Consider the following 23251-nt stretch of genomic DNA (forward strand, 5'->3'; position numbering starts at 1 on the left):
TCCTGGTCGATGTGGTGCACAACGCTGCGGGCGACCCTCCCTGGCCCCGCCCCTCCCCTCGGACACTCCACCTGCTGCGACGCGGGGCGGAACTCGCCCTGGATCCCCCGGCCGCGTGGATCGACGAACTCCACGCCGCCTCCCTGGGCGGCGAACGCATGCGACCGGCCGCCGAGGACCCGGCCCTGGCCGAGGGGATCCGCCGCGCCAACGTGGCCAACCTGCGGCACTGGGCCGCGGCCAACATCGCCCGCCCCGGCGAACGGGTGCCCGCCAACACCGGCCCCGAACCCCTGGAGGCCGGCCGCGACCTGGTCCGACGCGGTCTCGACGAGGGCGCCCTGGACGCCTTCCGCGCCGGGCAGAACGTCGCCTGGCGCCACTGGATGAACGTCTGCTTCGGCCTGACCTCCGACCCCGACGAACTGCGCGCCCTCCTCGACGTCTCCGCCCTGTCCATCAACACGTTCATCGACGACACCATCTCCGCCCTGTCCGAACGTATGCGCGCCGAACGCGAGGAGCTCACCCGCGGCACCCACGCCGAACGCCGGGCCGCCGTCACCCTCCTGTTGGAGGGCGCCCCCATCGGCCGCGACCGCGCCGAGAGCCGGCTGCGCCACCCCCTGTCCGGGCCGCACACCGCCGCCATCGTCCGGGGCGACCCGGGGACCACGCCCGACCACCTGGAGGCCGCCGCCGAGGCCGTCGCCCGCGCCGGTGGCGCCGACCACCGGCTCACGGTCATCGCCGGCGCCACCGTCCTGTGGGTCTGGCTGCCGATCGCCACCGCCCCGCCCCGGGAGCGGCTGGCCGCCGAACTCACCGCCCACCCTCGGGTCCGCGTGGCCGTGGGCCGCCCGGGCAGGGGCGTGGACGGCTTCCGCCGCAGCCACTTCGACGCGGCCGCGACCCAGCGCATGCTCGCGGGCGCGCCGTCCCGACGGTTCGCCCGTTACGAGGACGTCCAGCTCGCCGCCCTGTTCGCCGACGCCGCGCCCGGGGTGGAGGAGTTCCTGCACGACACCCTGGGCGAACTCATGACCGCCGACCCCGCCCTGCGCGAGACGGCCCTGACCTACATACGGTCCCTGGGCAACACCACGCTCACGGCCGAACGCTCCTACACCCACCGCAACACGGTGGTACGCCGCCTGAACCGCGTCGACGAACTCCTGCCCCGGCCCTTGGACGAGAACCCGGTCGACGTCGCCGTCGCCCTCGAACTCCTACGCTGGCACTCCGTTCCGTGATACCAGCGGGTACAGAGAACAGAACATCCGCCTTTACGAGGTAGATTCACCAGATTCCACCCATACCGCCTCCTTCGAGGACCGCCCGGGAGACCTGTCGGCGAGCGTTCAGATGGGTTCCGGCACTGATTCGTGGTGCGGTGACAGTCCGTCGCCCAGAGGGGGTGGAGGACACGGATGCGCAGGAGGTCGAGGTCGGCTCGGCCGAACATCCGCCTCTTGAGCATCCTGATCTCTTTCACGGTGCCCTCCACCGCTCCGGAGCCGTGGGGCAGGCCCAGACCGGCGCGGACCGCCGAGCACGTGGCCTTCCAGGCTCGTGACTTGGCCGATTCCGATTACGTACATGTGTGGGCCGACGGAGTCCACCCCAAGATCCGCCTGTCCCAGACGCACTCCTGCCCCCTGGTCCTGATGGGCGTCCGCGTCGACGGGACCAAGGAACCGATCGCGATCGCCGAGGGCCGTGCGCGAGTCGACCGAGTCGTGGGCGGATCCGCTGCGGGACTGCCGCCGGCGCGGGATGCGCGACCCGATGCTCGTTGTCGGCGACGGAGCTATGGGATCGTGGCGGGCCCTGGCGGAGGTGTTCCCCGCCGCCAGGCACCAAAGATGCTGGGTTCACAAAACCCGCAACGTCATGAACGCGCTTCCGAAATCCGCGCACCCCGGCGCCAGGAAGGCCCTCCAGGAGGTCTACAACGCTGAGGATTCACGACGCCGGGGCCAAAAGTTCCAGGGCCCTCGCGACGTTCGACGGCACATCGATCACACTGTCCAACACCAACCGGTCACCGGCCCACGGGGCGAACTCCTCCCGCCGCCGCTCCACCGCCTCCCACGTCGGCTCATGGAAACCCTCAATCCCCCGGGACCGGCCTTCGAGCCGCCCGCGGTGCACCGCCGGATCCGAACACACCACCTCGATGAACACCACCGGCACACCATGACGAACCGCCAGCGACCGCCACTGCTCCCGGGCCTCCTCCACCGCGTTGACCGCATCGATGATCACTGTCTGGCCAAGGGCCAGCACACCGTCGGCCACGGCCTCGGCCACGGCATACGCCGCAAGACCCGTGGGCTGACCGCGAGCCACCCCCGCACGCCACATCGCCGCCTCGATCGGATCCACCGACACGACCGGAGCGGCCAACTCACGCCCCAACGACTCGGCGACCGAGCTCTTCCCCGCGCCAGGCAGCCCCGCCATCGCGATCAACATGAACACACCCTCGCATACCCAACCGGCCCGCCCATCCAGCGGCCGCACCACATCCACAGGATTTGACAATTGCTCGCCTTTCGGGCGTGGGCGTCCCCGCGGGGTCAGTGGCCCCGGCACGGTGAGGACGCGCGTGCGTTCGCGATGTGGATCGTCCTCACCTCCCCGGTCGTGGTCGCCCGCCCACGGTGGCGGCGGCCCCGTGGGCGGGCGACGGTTTTTCAGCGGGTGTCGGTGACGCGCTTGTCGTCGCCGTCCTTGTCGATGGTGAAGGAGTCCACCACGGTGCCGTCGGCGGTGCGGGTGCGCGGACCGGTGGGCCGTCCTCGCACCCGACCGGACGCGGCCGCCGCCGACACGGCGCACTCCTCCCGCGAGAACCGCGCCTACCTGCGCAGACGGGGCATCAAGGCGGTCATCCCGGAGAAGAGGGCCCAGGCCTCGCGACCACGGGAAGTCGCCCCGTGGTCGCGAGGCCTGGGCCTGTGGCCGGGCGTCGGCGACGGGTCCGGCTGGGAGCACCGGGGTGGCCGCGGACCTCCTCCGAAACCGGCGGATTCTTTTCCCGGAGCGGTCACACATCCACGGCGGGACTCGTCATAGGGGTGTCTCCAGCGAACGGCGCTGGACACGACGGCAGGAGAGAGACGATGCAGACCGTGCAGGCCCGCATGGGCAACCCGGCGATGACCGTTCCCGGCGCGATGCCTGCGCTGATGGCCCTGGGCAAGTCCGTACAGAAGGCGGGAGTACCCAAGACCACACTCGAACTGGTCAACTTGCGGGCCAGTCAGATCAACGGCTGCGCGGTGTGCGTGCACATGCACTCCAGCGACCTGAGCAAGGCGGGCGAGTCGAACGAGCGCGTCTTCGCGGTGGCGGCCTGGCGCGACGCTCCCTTCTTCACCGACGCCGAGCGCGCCGCGCTGGCGCTGGCCGAGTCCGTCACGCGTGTCGGCGACAGTTCCGAGCAGGTGTCCGACGAGGTCTGGGAGGAGGTCTCCCGCCACTACGACGAGGCGGCGGTCGCGGCCCTGGTCCTGGCGATCGCCACGGTCAACCTGTGGAACCGCGTGAACGCCGCTACCCGGCAGGTCGCGGGCGCGGCCTGGGCCTGAGGCCCACCCGCGGACTCTCCACCTGCGTCCGGGGCCCTCACTCCGCGAGGGGAGTGAGGGCCCCGTGCGCGGGACGGGCGCCGCTCAGCCCTCGAAGGCGGACAGGTCGAGCCGGGCCAGGCGGACAGGGTCGGCGAGCGACTGGATCTCCACGATCCTGTCGTCGATGATGGTGAAGCTCATGACGGAGTAGGGCCGCCCATCGCGGGTGGCGACGACCCCGGCGGCCCCGTTGACGAGCGCGGGGTGCGAGGACTGCGCCAGGCGCGCGTAGGTGATGGCCTGCCGGGCCACGACCTCGGCGCCGCGCACGACCGCGGGCACGCCCCCTCGTGCGGCGCCGAGGTCGACGCGCGTGATGACGTCCGGGTCCAGTACCGCGAGCAGGGCGTCGAAGTCGCCGCCGCGCGCGGCGGCGAGGAAGGCGTCGACCACCTCGCGCTGGCGTGCGAGGTCGGGGGCGGCGACCGTGCTCGCCCCCTGTACCCGGCGGCGGGCCCGGCTGGCGAGCTGGCGGGTGGCGGCGGGGGTGCGGCCCACGATGGGGGCGATCTCCTCGAAGGGCAGGGCGAACATGTCGTGCAGGACGAACGCCAGCCGCTCGGCCGGGTTCAGCGTCTCCAGGACCACCAGCAGGGCCAGGCCCACCGAGTCGGCGAGTACGGCCTGCTGTTCGGGGCCGCTCCCCTCGTGGTGGCTGACCACCGGGTCGGGGAGGTGTTCGCCCACGGGTTCCTCCCGGCGCGCGGTGCGCTGGCGCAGCATGTCCAGGCACACGCGGCCCACCACCGTGGTCAGCCATCCGGGCAGGTTGTCGATCTCGTCGGCGTCGGACCGGCTGAGCCGCAGCCACGCCTCCTGGACCGCGTCTGCGGCCTCGCTCAGGGAACCGAGCATCCGGTAGGCGACCGACTCCAGGAGGGGGCGGTGCCGCTCGAATCGCTCCGCCAGGAAATCGTTCGTGTTCATCGGTCACATCTCCTCGTCGCGGTTCGTCATAGGGCAGACGAATCATTGTGCTGACGATGCGAAGACAGCCGATGTGACGGTTCCCATGAAGGAGAAGGCTGTATGAGCAACCTCGACGAACTGCGCACCCGGGTACGCGGCCGTGTACTGCTGGAGGGGGACGAGGGCTTCGAGCAGGCCCGGCGTCCGTGGAACCTGGCCGTGGAGCAGCCGGTGTCGGCGGTGGTGGAGGCGGCTGACGCCGACGACGTGGCGGCCCTGGTCCGCTACGCCCGCGAGGCGGGACTGACGGTGTCGGCCCAGCCCAACGGGCACGGTGCCTCGGGGGCGGTGGAGGGTGTGGTCCTGCTGCGCACCGGTGCGCTGGACGAGGTGCGGGTGGACGCCGGGGCGCGGACCGCCCGGGTGGGCGCGGGTGTGTCCTGGGGGCGGGTGCAGGCCGAGGCCGCGAAGCACGGTCTGACCGGGCTGCCCGGAAGCTCTCCGGTGGTCAGTGTGACCGGGTACACCCTGGGCGGCGGGCTGAGCTGGTTCGGCCGCCGCCACGGGTGGGCGGCAGACGGTGTCACCGCCTTCGAGGTGGTGGACGCCCGGGGGGAGCGGGTCCGGGTGACCGCCGCCTCCGACCCCGACCTGTTCTGGGCGCTGTGCGGTGCCGGAGGCGACTTCGCGCTGGTCACCGCGATCGAGTTCGACCTCTACCCCGCCCCGGCCCTGTACGGCGGGCGGCTGGTGTGGCCCGGGGCGCGGGCGCCCCAGGTGATGGAGGCGTTCGGGCGGATCACCGCCGGAGCGCCGGAGGAGCTGACCCTGTGGTTGGACCTGTTCCAGTTCCCCGGCGGGGATCCGCTGGTGGCGGTCGACGTGACGTACCTGGGGGAGGAGGACAAGGGGCGGGAGCTGTTGCGCCCCCTGGAGGGGGCCGGTGTCCTCCTGTCCGACACCCGGGGTGTCCTGGAGCTGACCGGGCTGGGTGCGATCACCGCCGAGCCCACCGACCCCTCGGCGGGCCTGGCGCGCGCCGAACTGCTGACCGGGTTGGGGCAGGAGGTGATCGACGCCCTGGTGGCGGAGCCGATCGCCCCGCTGCTCAGCGTGCAGATCCGCCACCTGGGCGGTGCGCTGGCCGGACCCTCGCAGGGCCCGTTCGGGCCGTTGGGCGAGCCCTACTCGCTGTACATGTTCGGTGTGCCGTTCACCCCGGAGGTGGCTCAGGGGGTTCGCGCCAGACAGCGGGGGTTGGCGGAGTCGCTCGCCCCGCACGTCAGCGGCCGTAAGCCCTATACCTATCTGGCTCCGGGTGAGTCGGTGGCGTCCGCGTTCGGCGCTGAGGAGCTGGAGCGGCTGCGTCGGATCAAGCGGGAGCGCGACCCGAGCGGGGTGTTCCGCAGCAACTACCCGGTGCTCGGCTAGGACACGGCCGTCCGTCCCGCGCACCAGGTGTGCACGGTGTGGGCAGGGCCCAGTCGGGGATCCTGGACCTTTCGCGCCCTGCGGTCGAACCCCTCCATCGCCCTGCCGTTCGGGTCGACCACGTCCGCCACGTCATCCCCCGGTGTCTCCTCGGTTTCAACTGACGCCCGCTGCCCACCCGCCGGGCCACAGGGTGAAGACCGGCGGTGTCAGACCCGCCGCAACGGGACGTGCGGGCCGTCGGGTGCCTGTACGCGGATGGGCATACCGGGTTCGACGGGGCCGTCGGTGAGGACGACGGCCATCCCGGCCCGGTACACCGTGGCGCCGTCCGCGCCGCGGTACACCCTCTGTTTGAGCGGTCCGTCGGAGAACCGGTCGATCTGTGCGCAGGGATCACGGAGTCCGGTGGCCTCGATGGCGGCCTGCCCGCCGAAGCGCAGCACGGTGCCGGTGCCCGGGGAGAGCAGGTCGACCCCCCGGGTGGTGATGTTCTCGCCGAGCTGACCGGGGACGCCCACCGCGCAGCGGGGGCGTGGAACGACCTCGGCCTTGTACTGCGCAAGGCGCATCGGTTCGAGGAGGCGATCGAGGCCTGTACCCGGTCGGCGGAGCTGTTCCGGGCCGTCGGAGACAACGACTGGGCAGCAACCGTGCAGGAGACGATCACTGGGATCCAGCAGGGCCTGGACACCGACGGTCAGGCCTGGCCTGGCCCGAACAGGAGCCGAGTGACCGGCCAGGACGGGCCTTACCGTTAGCGAGTCGAACCGTCTCGCCAGACGGGCGCGAAGCCCCTCGTCATGGCTTCGGGAGCGCCAGGCCATCGTGTCGGCCCCACACGAAGCAGCCGTCCCACCCGGCCTCCTCCGCCTCGGCGGCCAGGCGGCCACCCCCGGGGTCGGCGAGGCCGTCGAAGAGCGGCGGCCACAGCGCCGATCACAACCGGTTCACGGGCGGCCGCCTGCCGTGTGCCGGTCCAGGGCCGACACGAAGTCGTCCCACACCGGCCCGGGCAGGTCGTGACCGGCCCCCCGCAGGACCAGCAGCTCGGCCCCGGGGATCGCCGCACGCAGCGCCTCGCCGTGCGCCGGCGGCAGGAGCGGGTCTCGGTCGCCGTGGACCACGAGCGTGGGCGCCGCGATGTCGCCGAAGCCGCCGCGGGCCGGTCCGTCGAGGTCGATGGCGTAGTGGTTGACCAGTGTGGACGCGTAGTTCCTGGCGCGCGCCACGTCGCGTTCGACCAGCGTCCGGACCGCGGCCTCGTCGAAGTACGGCGAGTCGCCGGCGCAGGCCCGCGCGTCGGCGATCACGTACTCCACGACCGCGGCCGTGTCGGAGGAACACGGTTGGGCGGGCATGGCCAGGTCGTTGGAGGGCGGTGGCAGGTCGTCGGCCCCGGTCGAGCTTGAGACGAACGTCAGCGACGCGACCCGGTGGGGGTGGTCCACGCCGAGGATGAGGCCGCTCTGTCCGAACATCGACTGACAGACCACATGGGCGCGTTCGATGCCCAGGGCGTCCTGGATGCCGAGCACGTCCCGGGCCAGGTCGGTGCAGGAGTACGCCGGCCGGCCCGGCGGGTAGCAGGTCGAGCGGCCGGTGTCGCGGTGGTCGAAGCGGACCACGAACCGGCCGCGGGCGGCGATCCGCCCGCACAGTTCGGCGTCCCACCACAGCATCGAGGCAGAGGCCCCGGCGACCATCACGATCGCCGGGGCCGTGTGGTCTCCGAAGGTCTCGACACACAGCTCGACGCCGTTGACCGCGAGGAGTCGTTCGCCGTGGGACAGATGAGCAGTCATGTCGGCCACGCTACGCCCCCGACCACGGTGCGAGTACTCGACCAAGGCCAGTGGCAGGGCGATGGCCGCCCCGGTGTGCTGTGTCTCTGGTGCGGCCCGCGGCGCGGCCACCAGAGTGGCGCGCTCGGTGTCCCACCACGCCAACGCCTGATTCCGGTCGACGAAGGTGTCGGGTGCCTCCTATCCGGGCAGCGCCCGCACATGCGCACCGGCATCGTGGGTCATGGCGGTGTAGAAGTCCAGCAGTTGCCTCCGCGCCTCGTCACGGTCGCGGCCGGGCCGCCGGTAGTGGGACATCAGGGCCCCGGAAACAGGCTGGTGTGGCTCGCAGGTCACCACCCCGCTCGTCGCCGGAGGGCCGGCGGACGGGCATGAGCAGCCAGGTGAGCCCGTGCTCCTCCTCATCGTCGGGGCGGATCGGGAACGGCCGCTCGGCCGGGCCGATGGACAGCCGCGCCCGCTGGCCGGGGATGGCGGCCAGGGTCTCGGTGAGGTGGTCGGGCTGCACGAGGAGATCAGGGAGCACGGCTGGACCGGCAGTGTGAGTACGGTCCGCCGGTATGTGCGACCTGTTCGGGTGACGCCGAGGTCGCCCCGACCTCGCTCCCCTCACCGAAGCCGCGCCATGTCACCGGCTGGATCATGTCCCATCCCCAGGGCCTGGACCCCGGCGACGCGGTGCGGCTCAAAGCGGTCCTCGGCCGGTGCCCCGAGCTCGACGCCCTGGCCGGACACGTTCGCGACTTCGCACAGATGATGGTCCACCGAGAAGGGCACCGGCTGGACGAGTGGCTCGCCGCTGCGTCCGCAGAGCCCCTTCCCGCGCTGTGTTCCCTCGCCCGCGGCCTCAGCCACGACCACGAGGCGGTCCGCGCCGGTCTGGGCCTGCCCCACGGCTCCGGAGCGGTGGAGGGCACCGTGAACGAGATCAGGATGCTCAAGAGGCGGATGTTCGGCCGAGCCGACCTCGACCTCCTGCGCATCCGTGTCCTCCACCCCCTCTGGGCGACGGACTGTCACCGCACCACGAGATCAGTGCCGGAACCCATCTGAACGCTCGCCGACAAGACCCCCACCACCGACGATGGCCTCACCCGCCTCCCGGCCCGGCGCGGGTCCCGCTTCGGGCGGCCGGCACCCCCCGGCGGGGACTTTCCCGGGCGCGCCGACCGCGATGAGGTCACGCCATCAGGGTCGAGACGGTTCTCCTCGGTGTTCGGAGCGTGGGTTTTCACTCCCGCCCCCGTCAGCGGCGGAGCCTGCCCGGGAACCGCCCGACCCCCTTCTCCTCCTCGGGTACCTCCTGAGCAGCGCGGTGGGACTGTTCGCCTGCGTCCTCGCGGTCGGAGTCGCCCTGCCCCTCCTCCGACTCCTGCGCCACCACGCCGAACGCCGATGGCCCGGCCTGTGCGGCGGGCGGCGTCACAACACCGTGCACGGCGACGTCTCCGGAACCGTCGTGCAGGCCGGACGCATCGACCACCCGCACCTCCACCGGGGACCCGACGGACGGACCGGCCGAACGCGCCAGGACCGGGCCGTGTCCTTGTAGACCTGCACTCCGGTCCGTGCTCGGCGCGCCCGGAGAACGGGGACCTTCCGGTCTCCAGAACCCCGTGGGCGCCCTCGGGTGCTCCTGTGAACCTCCGCTGCGCTCCGGTCCGTGCGAGGCCGCCCGAAGAACGCGAGCCTTCGGCCGCCACGTCGACATCCTCGTCCCTCGGACGCCTCCTCCGCCGGTCTCCAGAACCCCCTGAGCGCCCGTGCCCCCGAGGGGCACGGAAGAGCATGCGGAGACCGGACACGAGGAGGGGCCTCGTCCGGCCGAAGGCCGGACCAGGGCGTCCCGGCTCAGCCGATGACGGCGGTGGCCTCCACCTCCAGCAGGAAGTCGGGGTCGGCCAGCGCCGCGACGCCGATTCCGGTGAGCGGCGGGACCGGGGCGGCGATCCCGAGCCTCCGCGAGGCACGGGCGACCCCCTCCATGAACAGGGGCATCTTCTCGGGGGTCCAGTCGACCACGTAGACGGTCAGCTTCGCCACGTCGTCGAAGGAGGCGCCGACCTCGGCCAGGGCCGTGGCGACGTTGAGGTAGCACTGCTCGGCCTGGGCCACGACGTCGCCTTCGCCGACCTTGCCGCCGTCCGCGTCGAGGGCGACCTGCCCGGCGACGAAGACGAGCCTCGACCCTTCGGCGACCGACACCTGTCGGTAGAGGTCGACCTTCGGCAGACCTTCCGGGTTCACCAGGGTGATGGGCATGTCCACTCCTCTTCTCGGGATCCCACGGATCCGAAAACATAACATTGCTATGCAATGTATCGTAGCGGCATGGCGAGGACGAAGGATCCGGCGATCCGCACACTGCTCATCGAACGGGCCGCGCACATGCTCCGCACACGCGAGCCGATCACCCTGCGATCGCTGGTGGCCGGCACCGGCATGTCGACGATGGCCGTCTACACCCACTTCGGCGGCATGGACGGCCTCTGGAAGGCCCTGCGCCAGGAGGGCTTCACCCGCCTGGCCGCCCGGTACGACTCCATGGCCGGGTCCGAGGACCCGGTCAGGGACCTGACCGCCCTCGTCGCCGCCTACCTCGACAACGCCTTGGACCATCCCGACCTGTACCAGGTCATGTTCGACGCGAGCGTCGACCTCGAAGACCTCGAAGCCGCCGACTCCACCCTGGACCGTCTGGTCGACACGGCCCGACGGGCCGGAGAGGCCGGCCGCTTCCATCCCGACACCCGACCGCGCCGGCTGGCCGTGCAGAGCTGGATCATCGCCCACGGTCTGGTCTCCCTGGTCGCCGGCGGCCCGTTGTCGATCCGCACGCTCGACAACGGTCCCCCCATGCTGACCGCGCTCTACATCGGCGCGGGCGACGACCCGGACCGGTGCCGCGCCTCGGTCGAGGCCGGTTGGCGGGTATCGGACAGGGCCGGGGTGTGACCCTCGCCGCCGGGGAGGCGTGCGGCCCGGCCCGCCGTCGGGACCGCGGTGCTCAGGGGCGACGCGAGGGGGCGGACCGCCTCCGCCGGAGCCGTCGTTTACCCCTGGCGACGGCGGGTAGTCGTGGCTCTCGACCGATGAACGGAATCCGATACGGGGAGTAGAGAACATGACGAGCCGCGAGCGACTGATCGACTGGCTCAACGACGCGTACGCCATGGAGCGGTCGCTGGAGAAGACCCTCGAACGGCACCTCAAGGACGCCGAGGGGGAGCCCGACGTGCACGCGCGGATCCGGCTCCACATCGAGGAGACGCGCCGTCAGGCCGAAACGGTCGAGTCCTGTGTGGAGTCCCTCGGCGGCAAGGTCTCCTCCACGAAGACCGTGTTCGCGGAGATGATGGGGGCCGTGCAGGGCATGGTCAACAAGCCCGCCAAGGACACCCTGGTCAAGAACGCCCTGGCCGACTACGCGGCCGAGCACTTCGAGATCGCGTGCTACAAGGCGCTCATCGCCGCCGCCCGGCAGCTCGGTGAGGAGGGGATCGCGACCAGGCTGTCCGTCATCCTTCAAGAGGAGGAGGACATGGCGCGTTTCCTGGAGGAGAAGCTCCCCCACGCCGTCCGTGAGGCCCTCGTGGACGCCGACACGTAAGACCGGTGGGGTGTGCGCGGCGCCCGGGGGCGTGCCGACGACTCACCCCGTGTCCGTGCCCGCACGGCGTGCGCGGCACGGCCTCTCCCCCACGGCGCCCTGAGGGTCGGCTCCCAGGATCCGGTCTCCACCCCCCGGATCCGACGGGGAGGCGGTGATCACCGCGCCGCGCCCGTGGAGACGGAGGACCCAGGGGTCGATACAGGGGTTCCGACCCACCGCCTCGGTGACACCGAGGCGGTGGGTCGCCTCATGGACCACATGGGCCCTCGCCCGATGGGCGAACGGGTCCCGTCCGGGCGAGCCGACGCGCTGGAGCGCGGCGACCGCCCGGTGGATCCCCGACTCGGCGCATTCCACTCCCCTTGCTGGCGGTCGTCGAACTGGGCCGCGCCCTGCTGTCCTCGGACCCGGTCCAACCCGATCACGTGCGGGGGATCGTCATCGTGGGCGCGGTCGGGCTGTTCGTCCGGTTGCTGTTCACGACCGCGTCATCGGGGATCGGGCATGTCCTCGACAATCGGTTGCAGCTGTCGTTGCGCCGAAGGCTGGCCGCGCGGCTGGGGCGCGCGCCCATCGGCTGCTGGACGAGGTGACCTCCGCGCTGGACCCGGTGAACGAGACCGCGGTCCACGAGGGCATCGAACGTCTGTCGGCGGGCCGGACCGTGGTGATGGTGGCGCATCGACTGCGCACCGTTCGGCGGGCCGATCACATCGTTCTCCTGGACGGCGGACGGATCGTGGAGGAGGGCGACCACGATGGGCTGCTGCGCCGCGACGGCCGCTACACCGATTTCTGGAGGTCCTCCACCGGTACGGCGGTGCGCCCCACGGGCGGAAGCGACCGGTCATAGGCGGGTGCCCGCCTTTTCGCCCACCCCCGCGGGCCCGGGCGGACCGGGCCGCTCCCCCGGCGGCGCCGGTCGCGCCCGGTCCCGCGGACCGGGCGCGACCGGGCCGAGGCCGCCCCGGGGCGGCCCCCCTGCGGCCGGGTCAGCCGTTGTGATTCGCGATGCACTGGGTGAGCAGGTCGAGATCCAGGTTGATCAGGCCGAGCGTGTTCTGCTGGTTCACGCAGGCCTGGTAGGCGTCGGAGCCGCCGAGGAGCGGGGTCGGGGCGGCGTTCGCCGCCCCCGCGCCCGCGCCGAGCAGACCGGCGGCGAACAGACCCGTGATGGCGAGCTTGACAGCAGTACGCATGGTCTTCCCTCTTTTCTCTGTTCTCGTGACACTTCGGGCACAACGCCCACCAGGGGATATAACCCTTTGATCATGGATCAAAACCCTCCGTGTCCATCCGGTCGCGCACGGTGCCCCTCGAACACCACGGCACACCGAAAGTGGTTCCCGGAGGGGGAAGGGCGATGAGCGGCCGGGCGACCGTACGTCCGCTCTCCCCCTCACCCGGAGGGGGACGCGTGCCGGTGGCGCGCGTTCCCGGCGATGGCCGGGCCGCCACCGGCCGCCACCGGAGGACCTTGCTATTCTTCCCGGGCCAGTCGTAACCACCCAGGTGGTCAGGGAATCCGGTGCGAATCCGGAGCTGACGCGCAGCGGTGAGGGGGACGGGCGGGGCATCACGCCACTGGGGCGGGACCGTGTCGGCCGGGAACGGCGGCGCGCACCGGCCCGGGAAGGCGCCTCGTCCGGATGAACCCGAGTCCGAAGACCTGCTGGCCCCGTGCGCCGACCCCGCACGGGTGACCCATGCCAGGCTCCGCGTTCGAGCCCCGACATGCAAGGCGCCCCCATGTACCGCCCCATGCCCCTCGCGGGCCCCCTCCTGCTCGCCCCCGCCCTGTTGCTCACCGCCTGCTCGCCGACCGTGGACGACGGCGGCACCGAGGGATCCGGCTCCGCCGCGACCATCGACAACTGCGGACACGAGGTCGCCGTCGGCGAACCCCCTCAGAGGGTCGTCTCCCTCAACCAGGGCACCACCGAGATCCTGCTCTCCCTGGGCCTGGAGGACCGGATCGTCGGCACCGCCACGTGGACCGATCCGATCATGGAGGGCCTGGAGGAGGCCAACGAGGGCATCCCGCGCCTGGCGGAGAACAACCCGTCCTTCGAGCGGGTCCTGGAGGCCGAGCCCGACTTCGTCACCGCCTCCTTCGTGTCCACCCTCGGCACCGGCGGCGTCGCCACCCGGGAGCAGTTCGGGGAGCTGGGCGTGGGCACGTACGTGTCGCCTTCCGACTGCTCCGCGGGCAAGGACAACGACAGCGGCGGTGACGGTTCCCGCAGCGAACCGCTGACCCTGGACGTCGTCTACGGGGAGATCCGCGACCTGGCGCTGGTCTTCGGTGTCGAGGAGCGCGGTGAGGAGCTCGTCGCCGAACTCCGGGGCCGGGTGGAGGCCGCCACCGAGGACCTGGACGCCTCCGAGGTCTCCCTCATGTACTGGTTCGCCAACTCCGAGGCCCCCTACCTGGCCGGATGCTGCGGGGCCCCCGGCGCCATCACCCGCGAGGTCGGGGCTCGGAACGCCTTCGACGACACCCACGACGAGTGGCCGCAGATCAACTGGGAGACCGTCGCCGACCGCGACCCGGACGTCATCGTGCTGGGCGACCTGACCCGGGAGTCGCAGACCGCCGAGACCGCCGCCGCAAAGATCGGCTTCCTGGAGGACGGACCCGCCACGCGCGACCTCACCGCGGTGCGCGAGGAGCGCTACATCCTGCTGAGCGGCCAGGCCATGAACCCGTCGATCCGCACGGTCGAGGGTGTGGAGCAGGTCGCCGCCGGACTTCGGGAACTCGGGTTCGCACGGTGAGGGGTGCGCGCCTCGCGCTGCTCACCTGCGGAGGCCTGGCCGCCCTGCTCGTATCGATCGCGGTCGCGGTGACCATCGGTCCCGCCGACATCACCACGTCCGAGGTCCGGTTCTCGGTGCTCGCCCGACTCGGATACGGCGAGAGCCCCCTGTCGACGCTGCGCGAGGGCATCGTGTGGAACCTCCGCATGCCCCGGGCCCTGCTGGCGGCGGTGTGCGGGGCCGGGCTGGCCCTGTGCGGCGCGGTCATGCAGTCGCTGCTGCGCAACCCCCTGGCGGACCCCTTCGTGCTGGGCGTGTCCTCGGGCGCCTCCACCGGGGCGGTCGTCGTGATCGTCCTGGGCTGGGGCGCCGGGGTGGTGTCGCTGTCGGCGGGGGCCTTCGTCGGCGCGCTGCTGTCCTTCGGGATGGTGGTGCTGCTGTCCCACACCCTGGGCGCGACCATGGACCGGGTGGTCCTGTCCGGCGTCGCGGCCATGCAGCTCTTCTCCGCCCTGACCTCGTTCGTCGTGCTGACCTCGGCGGACGCCGAGACCACGCGCGGTGTGCTGTTCTGGCTGCTGGGCTCGCTCTCCGGCGCGGGGTGGACCGACGTGGCCCTGTGCTCCCTGGTGCTGGCCGTCGTGCTGGCGGTGTGCGCGGCCAACACGGGCACCCTGGACGCCTTCGCGTTCGGGGAGGAGGCCGCGGCCCACCTGGGCGTGCGGGTGGCACGGGCGCGCCTGATCCTGCTGACCGCCACGGCCCTGCTGACCGCCGCGCTGGTCAGCGCCGCGGGGGCGATCGGCTTCGTGGGGCTGGTCCTGCCGCACATCACCCGTCTGCTCACCGGTTCCGGCCATGCCCGGCTGCTGCCGGTGACCGCGCTGATGGGCGCCGTCTTCCTGGTGTGGGTGGACACGGCGGCGCGGACGCTGCTCGACCCCCAGGAGATCCCGGTGGGCGTGGTGACCTCGCTCATCGGTGTGCCCGCGTTCATCGCCGTGCTGTACCGATCCAGGAGCAAGCCGTGAACGACACCGAGTCCGCCGTGACCGAGCGCCCCGCGCCGGCCCCGGTCGAAGGGGAGCGCGGCCTGCGCGCCGACCGGGTGTGCCGCCCGGCGGGAGGGCGCCTGATCGTCGACGGTGTGACACTGGCCCCCCGTGCCGGGGAGACGCTCGGGCTGCTGGGCCCGAACGGCTCGGGCAAGTCCACCCTGCTGCGGCTGCTGTCCGGGGTCCTGGCGCCCTCGTCCGGGGTCGTCGTCCTGGACGGGCGCCCGCTCCCCCGCATCCCCCGCAAGGCCGTGGCACGGCGGTTGGCGGCCGTGGAACAGCACGCGGAGACCCGGACCGAGCTGACGATCCGCGAGGTGGTGGCGCTGGGACGCATCCCCCACCGTCGCGCCTGGACCCCCGCCTCCGCCGCCGACGCGCAAGCCGTGGCGGCGGCGCTGGAGGCCACCGGTCTCACGGCCATGGCCGACCGGTCCTGGCACACCCTGTCGGGCGGCGAGCGCCAGCGCGCGCAGATCGCCCGCGCCCTGGCCCAGGAACCCGGCGAGCTGCTGCTCGACGAACCGACCAACCACCTCGACATCCGGTACCGGCTCGACCTGATGGAACTGGTGGCCGGCCTCGCGGTGACCACGGTGATCGCCGTGCACGACCTCAATCTGGCCGCGATGTACTGCGACCGGCTGCTCGTGCTCCGCGACGGCCGGGTGGTCGCCGAGGGCACGCCGGGCGAGGTGCTCACCCCCTCCCTCATCGGGGAGGTCTACGGGGTGCGCGCCGAGGTCACCGAGGGGCCCGGGCATCCGGTGATCCGCTTCCTGCGCGGCTCGCGGCCGCACCCTCCGGGGGTCCCCTGATCCCCCGTACCGCCCCGCGCCCCGGCCGACGCGCACGTCCCACCGCTAGGGTGTGGACCCGGACGGCTTCCGCGGCGCGGTGAGACGACCTGAACCCTTCGCTCGAAGTGCGGGAACCCGGTGCGATTCCGGGGCGGTTCCGCCACTGTGACACCCCGTCGGGGTGCAGCCAGACACCGGCTCCGAGCGTTCCGACCATCGCTAGGGCGAGAACCCTTGGGGAGGAATCCGGCCATGACGGTACGGATCGCACTGTTGTCCACATCCGACACCGACCTGCTCTCCGCACGGGGCAGCGGTGCCCCCTACACGTGGACGAACCCGTCCCGCGCCTCCGACGACGAGCTCACCGCGGCCGTGGAGGGCGCCGACCTGGTCGTGGTGCGGCTGCTGGGCTCCTCGCACGACCTGTGGCCGGGGCTGGCCGCCGTCCGTGAGCGGGGAACGCCGCTGGTCGTCCTCAGCGGCGAGCAGCAGCCCAGCGCGGAGCTGATGGAGCATTCCACCGTTCCGATCGGCGTGGCCACCGACGCGCACCGGTACCTCGCCCAGGGCGGCCCCGCCAACCTGGCCCGCCTGCACGCCTTCCTGTCGGACACCGTCCTGGTGACCGGCGAGGGGTTCGAACCGCCCCTGGAACTCCCGGCGTGGGGCGTCGCCGAGCGGGAGCGGAGCGCGGACCCGGGCCTGCCCCGGATCGGCATCCTGTACTACCGGGCCCACGAGTCGGGGGGCAACACGGCGTTCGTCCACGACCTGGCCGACGCCGTGGACGCCACCGGCCGGGCGGTGGGCGTGCCCGTGTTCGCCGGGTCGCTGCGCTCGGCGCCCGACGAGCTGTACGAGGCGCTCGGCGCGTTCGACGCGCTGGTGGTGACCCTCCTGGCGGCGGGCGGCAGCACCCCCGCCGCGGCGAGCGCGGGCGGAGACGACGAGGCCTGGGACGTGGAGCGCATGGCCGCCCTGGGGATCCCGGTCCTCCAGGGGCTGTGCCTGACGAGCCCGCGCACCGTCTGGGAGGAGTCCGACGACGGTGTCACGCCGCTGGACTCGGCCAACCAGATCGCCATCCCCGAGTTCGACGGGCGCGTCATCACCGTGCCGTTCTCCTTCAAGGAGATCGACCGGGACGGCCTCCCCCGCTACGTCGCCGACCGGGAGCGCTGCGTCCGCCTGGCCGGGATCGCGGTCGCGCACGCCCGGCTGCGGCACGTGCCGCCCGCCGAGAAGCGGGTCGCGGTGGTGCTGTCGGCCTACCCCACCAAGCACTCCCGGATCGGCAACGCGGTCGGGCTCGACACCCCGCGCTCCCTGGTGCGCCTGCTGCGGCGGCTGCGCGAGGAGGGGTACGACCTGGGCGGGCCCGACGCCCTGCCCGGCCTGGACCTGCCCGACGAGGCGGAGGCCGGCGACGCGCTCATGCACGCCCTGATCGCGGCGGGAGGCCAGGACGAGGAGTGGCTGACCTCCGGGCAGCTCACCGACGCCCACGTGCGCATCACCGCGGAGGAGTACGCCGCCTGGACCCGTGACCTGCCCGGGGAACTGCGGGACGCGATGACCGAGGCCTGGGGCGCCGCACCGGGGAACCTCTACGTCAACGACGACGGCGCACTCGTGCTCGCCGCCCTGTGCGCGGGCAACGTCGTCGTCGTGGTCCAGCCGCCGCGCGGTTTCGGCGAGAACCCCGTCGCGATCTACCACGACCCGGAGCTGCCGCCCAGCCACCACTACCTGGCGGCCTACCGGTGGCTGGAGCACGGCTTCGGCGCCCACGCCGTCGTCCACCTGGGCAAGCACGGATCGCTGGAGTGGCTCCCCGGCAAGAACGCGGCCCTGTCGGCGGCGTGCGCCACCGACGCCGCGCTGGGCGACCTGCCGCTCGTCTACCCGTTCCTGGTCAACGACCCCGGCGAGGGCGCCCAGGCCAAGAGGCGGGCCCACGCCACGGTCGTGGACCACCTCATCCCGCCGATGGCCCGCGCGGAGACCTACGGCGACATCGCCCGTCTGGAGCAGCTTCTCGACGAGTACGGCAACATCGCCGCCATGGACCCCGCGAAGCTCCCCGCGATCCGCGGCGAGATCTGGTCGCTGATGCGGGCCGCGGAGATGCACCGCGACCTGGGTCTGGCGGAGCGGCCCGACGACGAGGAGTTCGACGACTTCCTGCTGCACGTCGACGGCTGGCTGTGCGAGATCAAGGACACCCAGATCCGCGACGGGCTCCACGTGCTCGGTGACGCCCCCGAGGAGCAGACCCGGGTGAACCTGGTCCTGTCCGTGCTGCGCGCGGCCCAGGTGTGGGGAGGCGTGGGCCGGGCCGTGCCGGGGCTGCGCGCGGCGCTGGGCCTGAAGGAGGGCGCGCCGACCGCCGAGGTGGACGCGGTGGAGGCGCTCGCCCGCGGTCTGGTGGAGCGCATGGAGGCGGCGGGCTGGGACCCGGCCGCGGTGCCTGGCCTGCACGACGACGCGGAGGTGCGCTCCGTGCTGGGGTTCGCCGCCGCGCAGGTCGTCCCGCGCCTGGCCCGCACCACCGACGAGCTGGACCACGTCCTGCTCGCCCTGGCCGGCGGGTTCGTCCCGGCCGGTCCGTCCGGGTCCCCGCTGCGAGGCCTGGTCAACGTCCTGCCGACCGGTCGCAACTTCTACACCGTGGACCCCCGGGCGGTGCCGTCCCGGCTCGCCTGGCAGACCGGCCAGGCCATGGCCGACTCGCTGCTGCGCCGCCACCTGGAGGAGACGGGGACCTACCCGGAGTCGGTGGGGCTGTCGGTGTGGGGCACCTCGGCGATGCGCACCTCGGGCGACGACGTGGCCGAGGTGCTGGCCCTGCTCGGCGTGCGCCCGGAGTGGGACGAGGCGTCCCGGCGGGTCCACCGCCTGGACGTGGTGCCGCTGGAGGAGCTGGGGCGCCCGCGGATCGACGTGACGGTGCGCATCTCCGGGTTCTTCCGGGACGCCTTCCCGCACGTGGTCGCCATGCTGGACGACGCCGTGGCCCTGGTGGCCGGTCTCGACGAGCCGCAGGACCGCAACTTCGTCCGCGCGCACACCCTCGCCGACCTGGAGTCGCACGGGGACATGAGGCGCGCCACCACCCGGATCTTCGGTTCCGCTCCCGGATCCTACGGCGCGGGCATCCTCCAGGTGGTGGAGTCGGGCAACTGGCGCGACGACAGCGACCTGGCGGAGGTCTACACCGCGTGGGGCGGCTTCGCGTACGGCCGCGGCCTCGACGGCGTCCCGGCCGCCGACGACATGCGGGCCAACTACCGGCGGATCAAGGTCGCGGCGAAGAACATCGACAGCGCCGAGCACGACATCGCCGACTCCGACGACTACTTCCAGTACCACGGCGGCATGATCGCCACCGTGCGCGCGCTCACCGGATCCGACCCCAAGGCGTACGTGGGCGACTCCACCTCGCCCGACGCGGTGCGCACCCGGCCGCTGGCGGAGGAGACCGCCCGGGTGTTCCGGGCCCGGGTCGTCAACCCGCGCTGGATCTCGGCGATGCGGCGACACGGCTACAAGGGGGCGTTCGAACTGGCCGCCACCGTCGACTACCTGTTCGGGTTCGACGCGACGGCCGGGGTCGTCCACGACTGGATGTACGAGCGGCTGGCGGCGGAGTACGTGCTCGACGAGACCACGCAGGAGTTCATGCGCCGCTCCAACCCGTGGGCGCTGCACGGCATCGTGGAGCGACTGCACGAGGCGGCCCGGCGCGGCCTGTGGGCGGAGCCGGACCCCGCGACCCTCCAGGCGCTGACCGAGGTGTACCTGGAGGTCGAGGGCGACCTGGAGGAGAGGGCCGAGTGAGGGTCCGCGTCCTGGGGATCGGCATGGGCCCCCGCCAGCTCACCGGCGAGGTCGTCGAGGCGCTGCGGGCGTGCGACTACGCGGTCGCCGCCCGCAAGGGCGACGACGACGGGTTGCTGGAACTGCGGCGGGCCGTCTGCGCGGCGCACGGTGTGCCGCTGGTGGAGGTGCCCGACCCCGAGCGGGACCGGGACGCCGCGGACTACGCGGCGTCCGTCGCCGCCTGGCACGAGGCCCGGGTGGCCGCCTACGAGCGGGTCCTGGGCCCGCGCGGGGGCACGGCGGCGTTCCTGGTCTGGGGGGATCCGGCCCTGTACGACTCGACGCTGCGGATCGTGGAGGCCGTCGCCGCGCGGGGGGTCGTCCCGGTGGAGTACGACGTGCTGCCGGGGATCAGCGCCCCCCAGATGCTGGCCGCCCGGCACCGGATCGTGCTGCACGGGGTGGGCCGGCCGGTCCACGTCACCCCGGCCCGCCGTCTGGAGGAGGCGGTGGCCGCGGGCCACCGCGACATCGTCGTCATGCTGGGCGGGCGGCACGGGTTCGGCGACCTGGCGGACTGGTCCGTGTGGTGGGGCGCCAACCTGGGAACCGACGGCGAGGAGCTGGTGGCGGGACGGGTCGGCGACGTACTGCCCGAGATCGAGGAGGCCCGGCAACGGGCCCGGGAGAAGGACGGATGGGTCATGGACACCGCGCTGCTCAGGAGACCGGGGTGAACGGCCTCCTCGTCGCCGGGACCACCTCCGACGCCGGCAAGAGCGTGGTCACCACCGGCCTGTGCCGGGCCTTCGCGCGCCGCGGCGTGCGGGTCGCCCCGTACAAGGCGCAGAACATGTCCAACAACTCCATGGTGTGCCCGGGCCCGGACGGCCGTCCGGCGGAGATCGGCCGGGCCCAGTGGGTGCAGGCGCTGGCCGCGCGCGCCGAACCGGAGCCGGCCATGAACCCGGTGCTGCTCAAGCCCGGCGGCGACCGGCGCAGCCACGCCGTGCTGCTCGGACACCCCGCCGGGGAGGTGTCGTCCTCGGACTGGGAGGCGGGACGGCGTCACCTGGCGAAGGCCGCGCACGCCGCGTTCGACGACCTGGCGGCCCGCTACGAGGTCGTCGTCGCCGAGGGGGCGGGCAGCCCCGCCGAGATCAACCTGCGGGCGGGCGACTACGTCAACATGGGGCTGGCCCGGCACGCGGGGATGCCCGTGGTGGTGGTCGGCGACATCGACCGGGGCGGGGTGTTCGCCGCGATGTACGGGACGGTGGCGCTGCTGGAGTCCGCCGACCAGGCCCTGATCGCCGGTTTCGTGGTCAACAAGTTCCGGGGCGACCACGCCCTGCTCCAGCCGGGCCTGGACGGCCTCGAACGGATCACCGGCCGCCGGGTGTTCGGGACCCTGCCGTGGGACCCCGGGCTGTGGCTGGACTCCGAGGACGCCCTCGACCTGGAGGGGCGGCGGGCCGGCGGGCGGGCGGCGCCCGGGGCGGTGGCGCGGGTGGCCGTGGTACGCCTGCCCCGGATCAGCAACTTCACCGACGTGGACGCGCTCGGCCTGGAACCCGGGCTCGACGTGGTCTTCGCCTCCGGCCCGCGCGACATCGCCGACGCCGACCTCGTGGTGCTGCCCGGCACCCGTGCCACCCTCGCCGACCTGGCCTGGCTGCGTTCGCGCGGGCTGGACGAGGCGATCACCGAGCACGTCCGCCGGGGGCGGCCGCTCCTCGGTGTCTGCGGGGGGTTCCAGATGCTCGGGCGCGTCGTCACCGACCCCGAGGGGGTCGAGGCCGCGCCGGGCTCGTCGGCGGAGGGTCTGGGGCTCCTCGACGTGCGCACCGACTTCACCGCCGACAAGACCCTCCGCCTGCCCGAGGGTGAGGCGCTGGGCGCGCCCGCGAGCGGCTACGAGATCCACCACGGCCGGATCACGGTGGGCGGGGGCGCGGAGGAGTTCCTGGGCGGAGCGCGTTCGGGCGAGGTCTTCGGCACCATGTGGCACGGCAGTCTGGAGGGCGACGCCTTCCGGGCCGCCTTCCTCGCCCGGACCTTGGGGTACGGGCCCTCCGGGGTGGACTTCTCCGCCGCGCGCGAGCGGCGCATGGACCTGCTCGCCGACCTCGTGGAACGCCACCTGGACGTCGACGCGCTGCTGGAACTGGCCCGGGAGGGGTCTCCCGCCGGACTCCCCCTGCTCGGCCAGGAACCCGTCCGATGAGACTCCTGCTGCTGGGCGGCACGTCCGAGGCCCGTGAGCTGGCCGCCCTGCTGGTCGAGGCGGGCGTGGACGTGACCACGTCGCTGGCCGGGCGGGTGGCCAGGCCGCGCCTGCCGGTGGGCGGGGTGCGGATCGGCGGGTTCGGCGGGGTGGCCGGACTGCGGGCGGCGCTGACCGACTACGACGCGGTCGTGGACGCCACCCACCCCTTCGCGCTCGGCATGACCGCCAACGCGGCGGCCGCCTGCACGGACCTGCCGCTGCTGCGGTTGGAGCGGCCGGGGTGGGAGCCGGACCCGGCCTGGCACTACGCCGACACCCACGAGGAGGCGGCGGAGGCGGCGGCCGGGCTCGGCGGGCGGCCGTTCGTGACGGTCGGCCGCCAGGAGCTGGCCCGCTTCGTGCCCTCCCTGGGAGAGCGCGCGGTGCTGGCCCGGGTGGTGGACGTGCCCGAGCTCGAACTCCCCGGCGCCTGGCGGCTGCTGACCAGCCGAGGGCCGTATCACCTGGAGGGTGAGCTGGAGCTGATGGCAGGGCACCGGGCGGACGTACTCGTCACGAAGGACTCCGGGGGTACCTACACCTGGCCGAAGATGGCGGCCGCGGAGCGGTTGGGAGTCCCGGTCGTGGTGGTGCGGCGTCCACCGGGCCCGCAGGGTGTGCCCACCGTGCACGGGGTGGCGGACGCCTTCGACTGGGTGGCCGGTCTGGGGTGAGCGAAGGCCGTCGGTCCGTGTTCGGTGGCTGTCAGCGGACGGACCGCTTCTTCAGCCCGTCGGTGTCCGGGGTCATCCCGGTACCGGGGATCCCGGACTTGTCGCGGTGGAGGTGCCTCGACCTGTCCTGGTGTTCACCGCGTTCGGGCCGTGAGTGGACCACCGGGGCGTTCGTGTCACGGTCCACCAGCAGGTAGGTGGGAATTCCGGTGGCGGCGTGGACGGCGGGTCGACGGCTATCGGGAAGGGGGAGAGAGGTCGGGCCGGTAGGCGCCTCCCGGCCTTCGCCCGGACAGCCCGCCCGGCCCGGCCAAGCCCATCAGTTACCGCCCGGCCCGGCCAAGTCCGAAACCCCCTCACGCCCAAAACCCTGCCCCTGAGTGTCCGCTGCTTCCGAAACCGCTGTATCCCCGTGATCTTGCTACCAGAGGCAACCTCGGCGCCGAGGTTGCCTCTGGTAGCAAGATCACGG

Annotated in this window: 24 protein-coding genes, 2 pseudogenes and 2 riboswitches; of the genes and pseudogenes, 17 read left to right on the forward strand and 9 right to left on the reverse strand. The window is 72.8% G+C overall.

What is annotated here, in order from left to right; genetic code table 11:
* Positions 1-11: 11 nt before the first annotated feature.
* Both PWG71_RS16355 and PWG71_RS16360 read left to right on the forward strand, forming a co-directional pair.
* Positions 12-1253 carry a PucR family transcriptional regulator gene (locus PWG71_RS16355; protein WP_274810595.1) on the forward strand — a complete coding sequence of 414 codons (1242 nt, stop codon included), beginning with the start codon at positions 12-14 and terminating at the stop codon, positions 1251-1253.
* A 297-nt stretch (positions 1254-1550) separates the two neighbouring features.
* Positions 1551-1965 (forward strand): annotated as a pseudogene (locus PWG71_RS16360) (transposase); the annotation flags it as partial.
* Here PWG71_RS16360 and PWG71_RS16365 read toward each other — a convergent pair.
* Complete coding sequence (locus tag PWG71_RS16365; RefSeq protein WP_274810596.1) at positions 1966-2478, reverse strand: AAA family ATPase; 513 nt, start codon at positions 2476-2478, stop codon at positions 1966-1968.
* 285 nt (positions 2479-2763) lie between these two features.
* Between PWG71_RS16365 and PWG71_RS28820 the strand changes: the two are divergent.
* Positions 2764-2934: pseudogene (locus PWG71_RS28820) on the forward strand (IS5/IS1182 family transposase); the annotation flags it as partial.
* Positions 2935-3128: 194 nt separating this feature from the next.
* Positions 3129-3596: a carboxymuconolactone decarboxylase family protein gene (locus tag PWG71_RS16380; protein WP_274810597.1), complete on the forward strand. Its 468-nt coding sequence runs from the start codon at positions 3129-3131 to the stop codon at positions 3594-3596.
* Between the two features lie 84 nt (positions 3597-3680).
* Here the strand turns inward: PWG71_RS16380 and sigJ are convergent, their stop codons facing one another.
* Complete coding sequence (gene sigJ, locus PWG71_RS16385; protein ID WP_274810598.1) at positions 3681-4565, reverse strand: RNA polymerase sigma factor SigJ; 885 nt, start codon at positions 4563-4565, stop codon at positions 3681-3683.
* 102 nt (positions 4566-4667) lie between these two features.
* Here sigJ and PWG71_RS16390 point away from each other — a divergent pair, with 102 nt between their 5' ends.
* The gene (locus PWG71_RS16390) at positions 4668-5978 is read left to right on the forward strand and encodes an FAD-binding oxidoreductase (RefSeq protein WP_274810599.1); all 1311 of its coding nucleotides are present in this window, start codon (positions 4668-4670) and stop codon (positions 5976-5978) included.
* Between the two features lie 209 nt (positions 5979-6187).
* On the opposite strand, the gene PWG71_RS16395 is transcribed toward PWG71_RS16390, so the two are convergent.
* The 3 genes from PWG71_RS16395 to PWG71_RS16405 form a co-directional block, all read right to left on the reverse strand.
* Positions 6188-6550: an MOSC domain-containing protein gene (locus PWG71_RS16395; RefSeq protein ID WP_274810600.1), complete on the reverse strand. Its 363-nt coding sequence runs from the start codon at positions 6548-6550 to the stop codon at positions 6188-6190.
* A 378-nt stretch (positions 6551-6928) separates the two neighbouring features.
* Positions 6929-7783 carry an alpha/beta fold hydrolase gene (locus PWG71_RS16400; RefSeq protein ID WP_274810601.1) on the reverse strand — a complete coding sequence of 285 codons (855 nt, stop codon included), beginning with the start codon at positions 7781-7783 and terminating at the stop codon, positions 6929-6931.
* Positions 7784-8045: 262 nt separating this feature from the next.
* Positions 8046-8309, reverse strand: coding sequence for a hypothetical protein (locus tag PWG71_RS16405; RefSeq protein WP_274810602.1), 264 nt, complete (start codon positions 8307-8309; stop codon positions 8046-8048).
* Positions 8310-8425: 116 nt separating this feature from the next.
* Here PWG71_RS16405 and PWG71_RS16410 point away from each other — a divergent pair, with 116 nt between their 5' ends.
* Positions 8426-8836 (forward strand): transposase, encoded by a 411-nt coding sequence (locus PWG71_RS16410; protein WP_274810603.1) that lies wholly within the window; start codon positions 8426-8428, stop codon positions 8834-8836.
* 193 nt (positions 8837-9029) lie between these two features.
* Here PWG71_RS16410 and PWG71_RS16415 read toward each other — a convergent pair whose 3' ends face one another.
* Together PWG71_RS16415 and PWG71_RS16420 are read right to left on the reverse strand one after the other, a co-directional pair.
* The gene (locus PWG71_RS16415; RefSeq protein WP_274810604.1) at positions 9030-9266 is read right to left on the reverse strand and encodes a hypothetical protein; all 237 of its coding nucleotides are present in this window, start codon (positions 9264-9266) and stop codon (positions 9030-9032) included.
* Between the two features lie 368 nt (positions 9267-9634).
* Positions 9635-10045 carry a RidA family protein gene (locus PWG71_RS16420; RefSeq protein ID WP_274810605.1) on the reverse strand — a complete coding sequence of 137 codons (411 nt, stop codon included), beginning with the start codon at positions 10043-10045 and terminating at the stop codon, positions 9635-9637.
* A gap of 69 nt (positions 10046-10114) precedes the next feature.
* Between PWG71_RS16420 and PWG71_RS16425 the strand changes: the two genes are divergently transcribed.
* The 4 genes from PWG71_RS16425 (at position 10115) to PWG71_RS16440 (ending at position 12249) form a co-directional block, all read left to right on the forward strand.
* Positions 10115-10738, forward strand: coding sequence for a TetR/AcrR family transcriptional regulator (locus PWG71_RS16425; RefSeq protein ID WP_274810606.1), 624 nt, complete (start codon positions 10115-10117; stop codon positions 10736-10738).
* A 169-nt stretch (positions 10739-10907) separates the two neighbouring features.
* Positions 10908-11393, forward strand: a complete 486-nt coding sequence (locus PWG71_RS16430; RefSeq protein WP_274810607.1) for a ferritin-like domain-containing protein — start codon at positions 10908-10910, stop codon at positions 11391-11393.
* Between the two features lie 365 nt (positions 11394-11758).
* Entirely contained in the window at positions 11759-11989 is a 231-nt protein-coding gene (locus tag PWG71_RS16435; RefSeq protein WP_274810608.1) for a hypothetical protein, read from the forward strand.
* Entirely contained in the window at positions 11986-12249 is a 264-nt protein-coding gene (locus PWG71_RS16440) for a hypothetical protein (protein ID WP_274810609.1), read from the forward strand. Before PWG71_RS16435 ends, PWG71_RS16440 begins: the two co-directional genes overlap by 4 nt.
* A 139-nt stretch (positions 12250-12388) precedes the next feature.
* Here PWG71_RS16440 and PWG71_RS16445 read toward each other — a convergent pair whose 3' ends face one another.
* Entirely contained in the window at positions 12389-12595 is a 207-nt protein-coding gene (locus tag PWG71_RS16445; RefSeq protein WP_274810610.1) for a hypothetical protein, read from the reverse strand.
* A gap of 279 nt (positions 12596-12874) precedes the next feature.
* Positions 12875-13087, forward strand: a riboswitch (cobalamin riboswitch).
* A 58-nt stretch (positions 13088-13145) separates the two neighbouring features.
* On the opposite strand from PWG71_RS16445, the gene PWG71_RS16450 reads away from it, so the two are divergent.
* The 7 genes from PWG71_RS16450 (at position 13146) to PWG71_RS16480 (ending at position 22779) form a co-directional block, all read left to right on the forward strand.
* A complete protein-coding gene (locus tag PWG71_RS16450) occupies positions 13146-14174 on the forward strand; it encodes an ABC transporter substrate-binding protein (RefSeq protein WP_274810611.1) in 1029 nt (342 codons plus the stop codon).
* Positions 14171-15187, forward strand: a complete 1017-nt coding sequence (locus PWG71_RS16455) for a FecCD family ABC transporter permease (RefSeq protein WP_274810612.1) — start codon at positions 14171-14173, stop codon at positions 15185-15187. The genes PWG71_RS16450 and PWG71_RS16455 overlap by 4 nt, the downstream gene beginning before the upstream one ends.
* Positions 15188-15204: 17 nt before the next feature.
* The gene (locus PWG71_RS16460; RefSeq protein ID WP_446725039.1) at positions 15205-16029 is read left to right on the forward strand and encodes an ABC transporter ATP-binding protein; all 825 of its coding nucleotides are present in this window, start codon (positions 15205-15207) and stop codon (positions 16027-16029) included.
* An 88-nt stretch (positions 16030-16117) separates the two neighbouring features.
* Positions 16118-16228, forward strand: a riboswitch (cobalamin riboswitch).
* Positions 16229-16263: 35 nt separating this feature from the next.
* A complete protein-coding gene (cobN, locus tag PWG71_RS16465) occupies positions 16264-19854 on the forward strand; it encodes a cobaltochelatase subunit CobN (protein WP_274810613.1) in 3591 nt (1196 codons plus the stop codon).
* Positions 19851-20573, forward strand: a complete 723-nt coding sequence (cobF, locus tag PWG71_RS16470; protein ID WP_274810614.1) for a precorrin-6A synthase (deacetylating) — start codon at positions 19851-19853, stop codon at positions 20571-20573. The genes cobN and cobF overlap by 4 nt, the downstream gene beginning before the upstream one ends.
* A complete protein-coding gene (locus PWG71_RS16475) occupies positions 20534-22063 on the forward strand; it encodes a cobyric acid synthase (RefSeq protein ID WP_274810615.1) in 1530 nt (509 codons plus the stop codon). Before cobF ends, PWG71_RS16475 begins: the two co-directional genes overlap by 40 nt.
* Positions 22060-22779, forward strand: coding sequence for a cobalt-precorrin-6A reductase (locus PWG71_RS16480; RefSeq protein ID WP_274810616.1), 720 nt, complete (start codon positions 22060-22062; stop codon positions 22777-22779). Before PWG71_RS16475 ends, PWG71_RS16480 begins: the two co-directional genes overlap by 4 nt.
* Positions 22780-22810: 31 nt before the next feature.
* Here the strand turns inward: PWG71_RS16480 and PWG71_RS16485 are convergent, their stop codons facing one another.
* Positions 22811-22966, reverse strand: a complete 156-nt coding sequence (locus PWG71_RS16485) for a hypothetical protein (protein WP_274810617.1) — start codon at positions 22964-22966, stop codon at positions 22811-22813.
* Between the last annotated feature and the right edge of the window lie 285 nt (positions 22967-23251).

Origin of the sequence: Nocardiopsis sp. N85 (genome assembly GCF_028882275.1) — a bacterium.
In the GTDB taxonomy this organism is placed as follows: domain Bacteria; phylum Actinomycetota; class Actinomycetes; order Streptosporangiales; family Streptosporangiaceae; genus Nocardiopsis; species Nocardiopsis lambiniae.

Excerpts from the sequence above, each read along its gene's own strand:
- PWG71_RS16365 (WP_274810596.1), bottom strand. The coding sequence starts at position 2,478 with ATGTTGATCGCGATGGCGGGGCTGCCTGGCGCGGGGAAGAGCTCGGTC.
- PWG71_RS16380 (WP_274810597.1), top strand. The coding sequence starts at position 3,129 with ATGCAGACCGTGCAGGCCCGCATGGGCAACCCGGCGATGACCGTTCCC.
- sigJ (WP_274810598.1), bottom strand. The coding sequence starts at position 4,565 with ATGAACACGAACGATTTCCTGGCGGAGCGATTCGAGCGGCACCGCCCC.
- PWG71_RS16390 (WP_274810599.1), top strand. The coding sequence starts at position 4,668 with ATGAGCAACCTCGACGAACTGCGCACCCGGGTACGCGGCCGTGTACTG.
- PWG71_RS16395 (WP_274810600.1), bottom strand. The coding sequence starts at position 6,550 with ATGCGCCTTGCGCAGTACAAGGCCGAGGTCGTTCCACGCCCCCGCTGC.
- PWG71_RS16400 (WP_274810601.1), bottom strand. The coding sequence starts at position 7,783 with ATGACTGCTCATCTGTCCCACGGCGAACGACTCCTCGCGGTCAACGGC.
- PWG71_RS16410 (WP_274810603.1), top strand. The coding sequence starts at position 8,426 with ATGTCCCATCCCCAGGGCCTGGACCCCGGCGACGCGGTGCGGCTCAAA.
- PWG71_RS16420 (WP_274810605.1), bottom strand. The coding sequence starts at position 10,045 with ATGCCCATCACCCTGGTGAACCCGGAAGGTCTGCCGAAGGTCGACCTC.
- PWG71_RS16425 (WP_274810606.1), top strand. The coding sequence starts at position 10,115 with ATGGCGAGGACGAAGGATCCGGCGATCCGCACACTGCTCATCGAACGG.
- PWG71_RS16430 (WP_274810607.1), top strand. The coding sequence starts at position 10,908 with ATGACGAGCCGCGAGCGACTGATCGACTGGCTCAACGACGCGTACGCC.
- PWG71_RS16445 (WP_274810610.1), bottom strand. The coding sequence starts at position 12,595 with ATGCGTACTGCTGTCAAGCTCGCCATCACGGGTCTGTTCGCCGCCGGT.
- PWG71_RS16450 (WP_274810611.1), top strand. The coding sequence starts at position 13,146 with ATGTACCGCCCCATGCCCCTCGCGGGCCCCCTCCTGCTCGCCCCCGCC.
- cobN (WP_274810613.1), top strand. The coding sequence starts at position 16,264 with ATGACGGTACGGATCGCACTGTTGTCCACATCCGACACCGACCTGCTC.
- PWG71_RS16475 (WP_274810615.1), top strand. The coding sequence starts at position 20,534 with ATGGGTCATGGACACCGCGCTGCTCAGGAGACCGGGGTGAACGGCCTC.
- PWG71_RS16480 (WP_274810616.1), top strand. The coding sequence starts at position 22,060 with ATGAGACTCCTGCTGCTGGGCGGCACGTCCGAGGCCCGTGAGCTGGCC.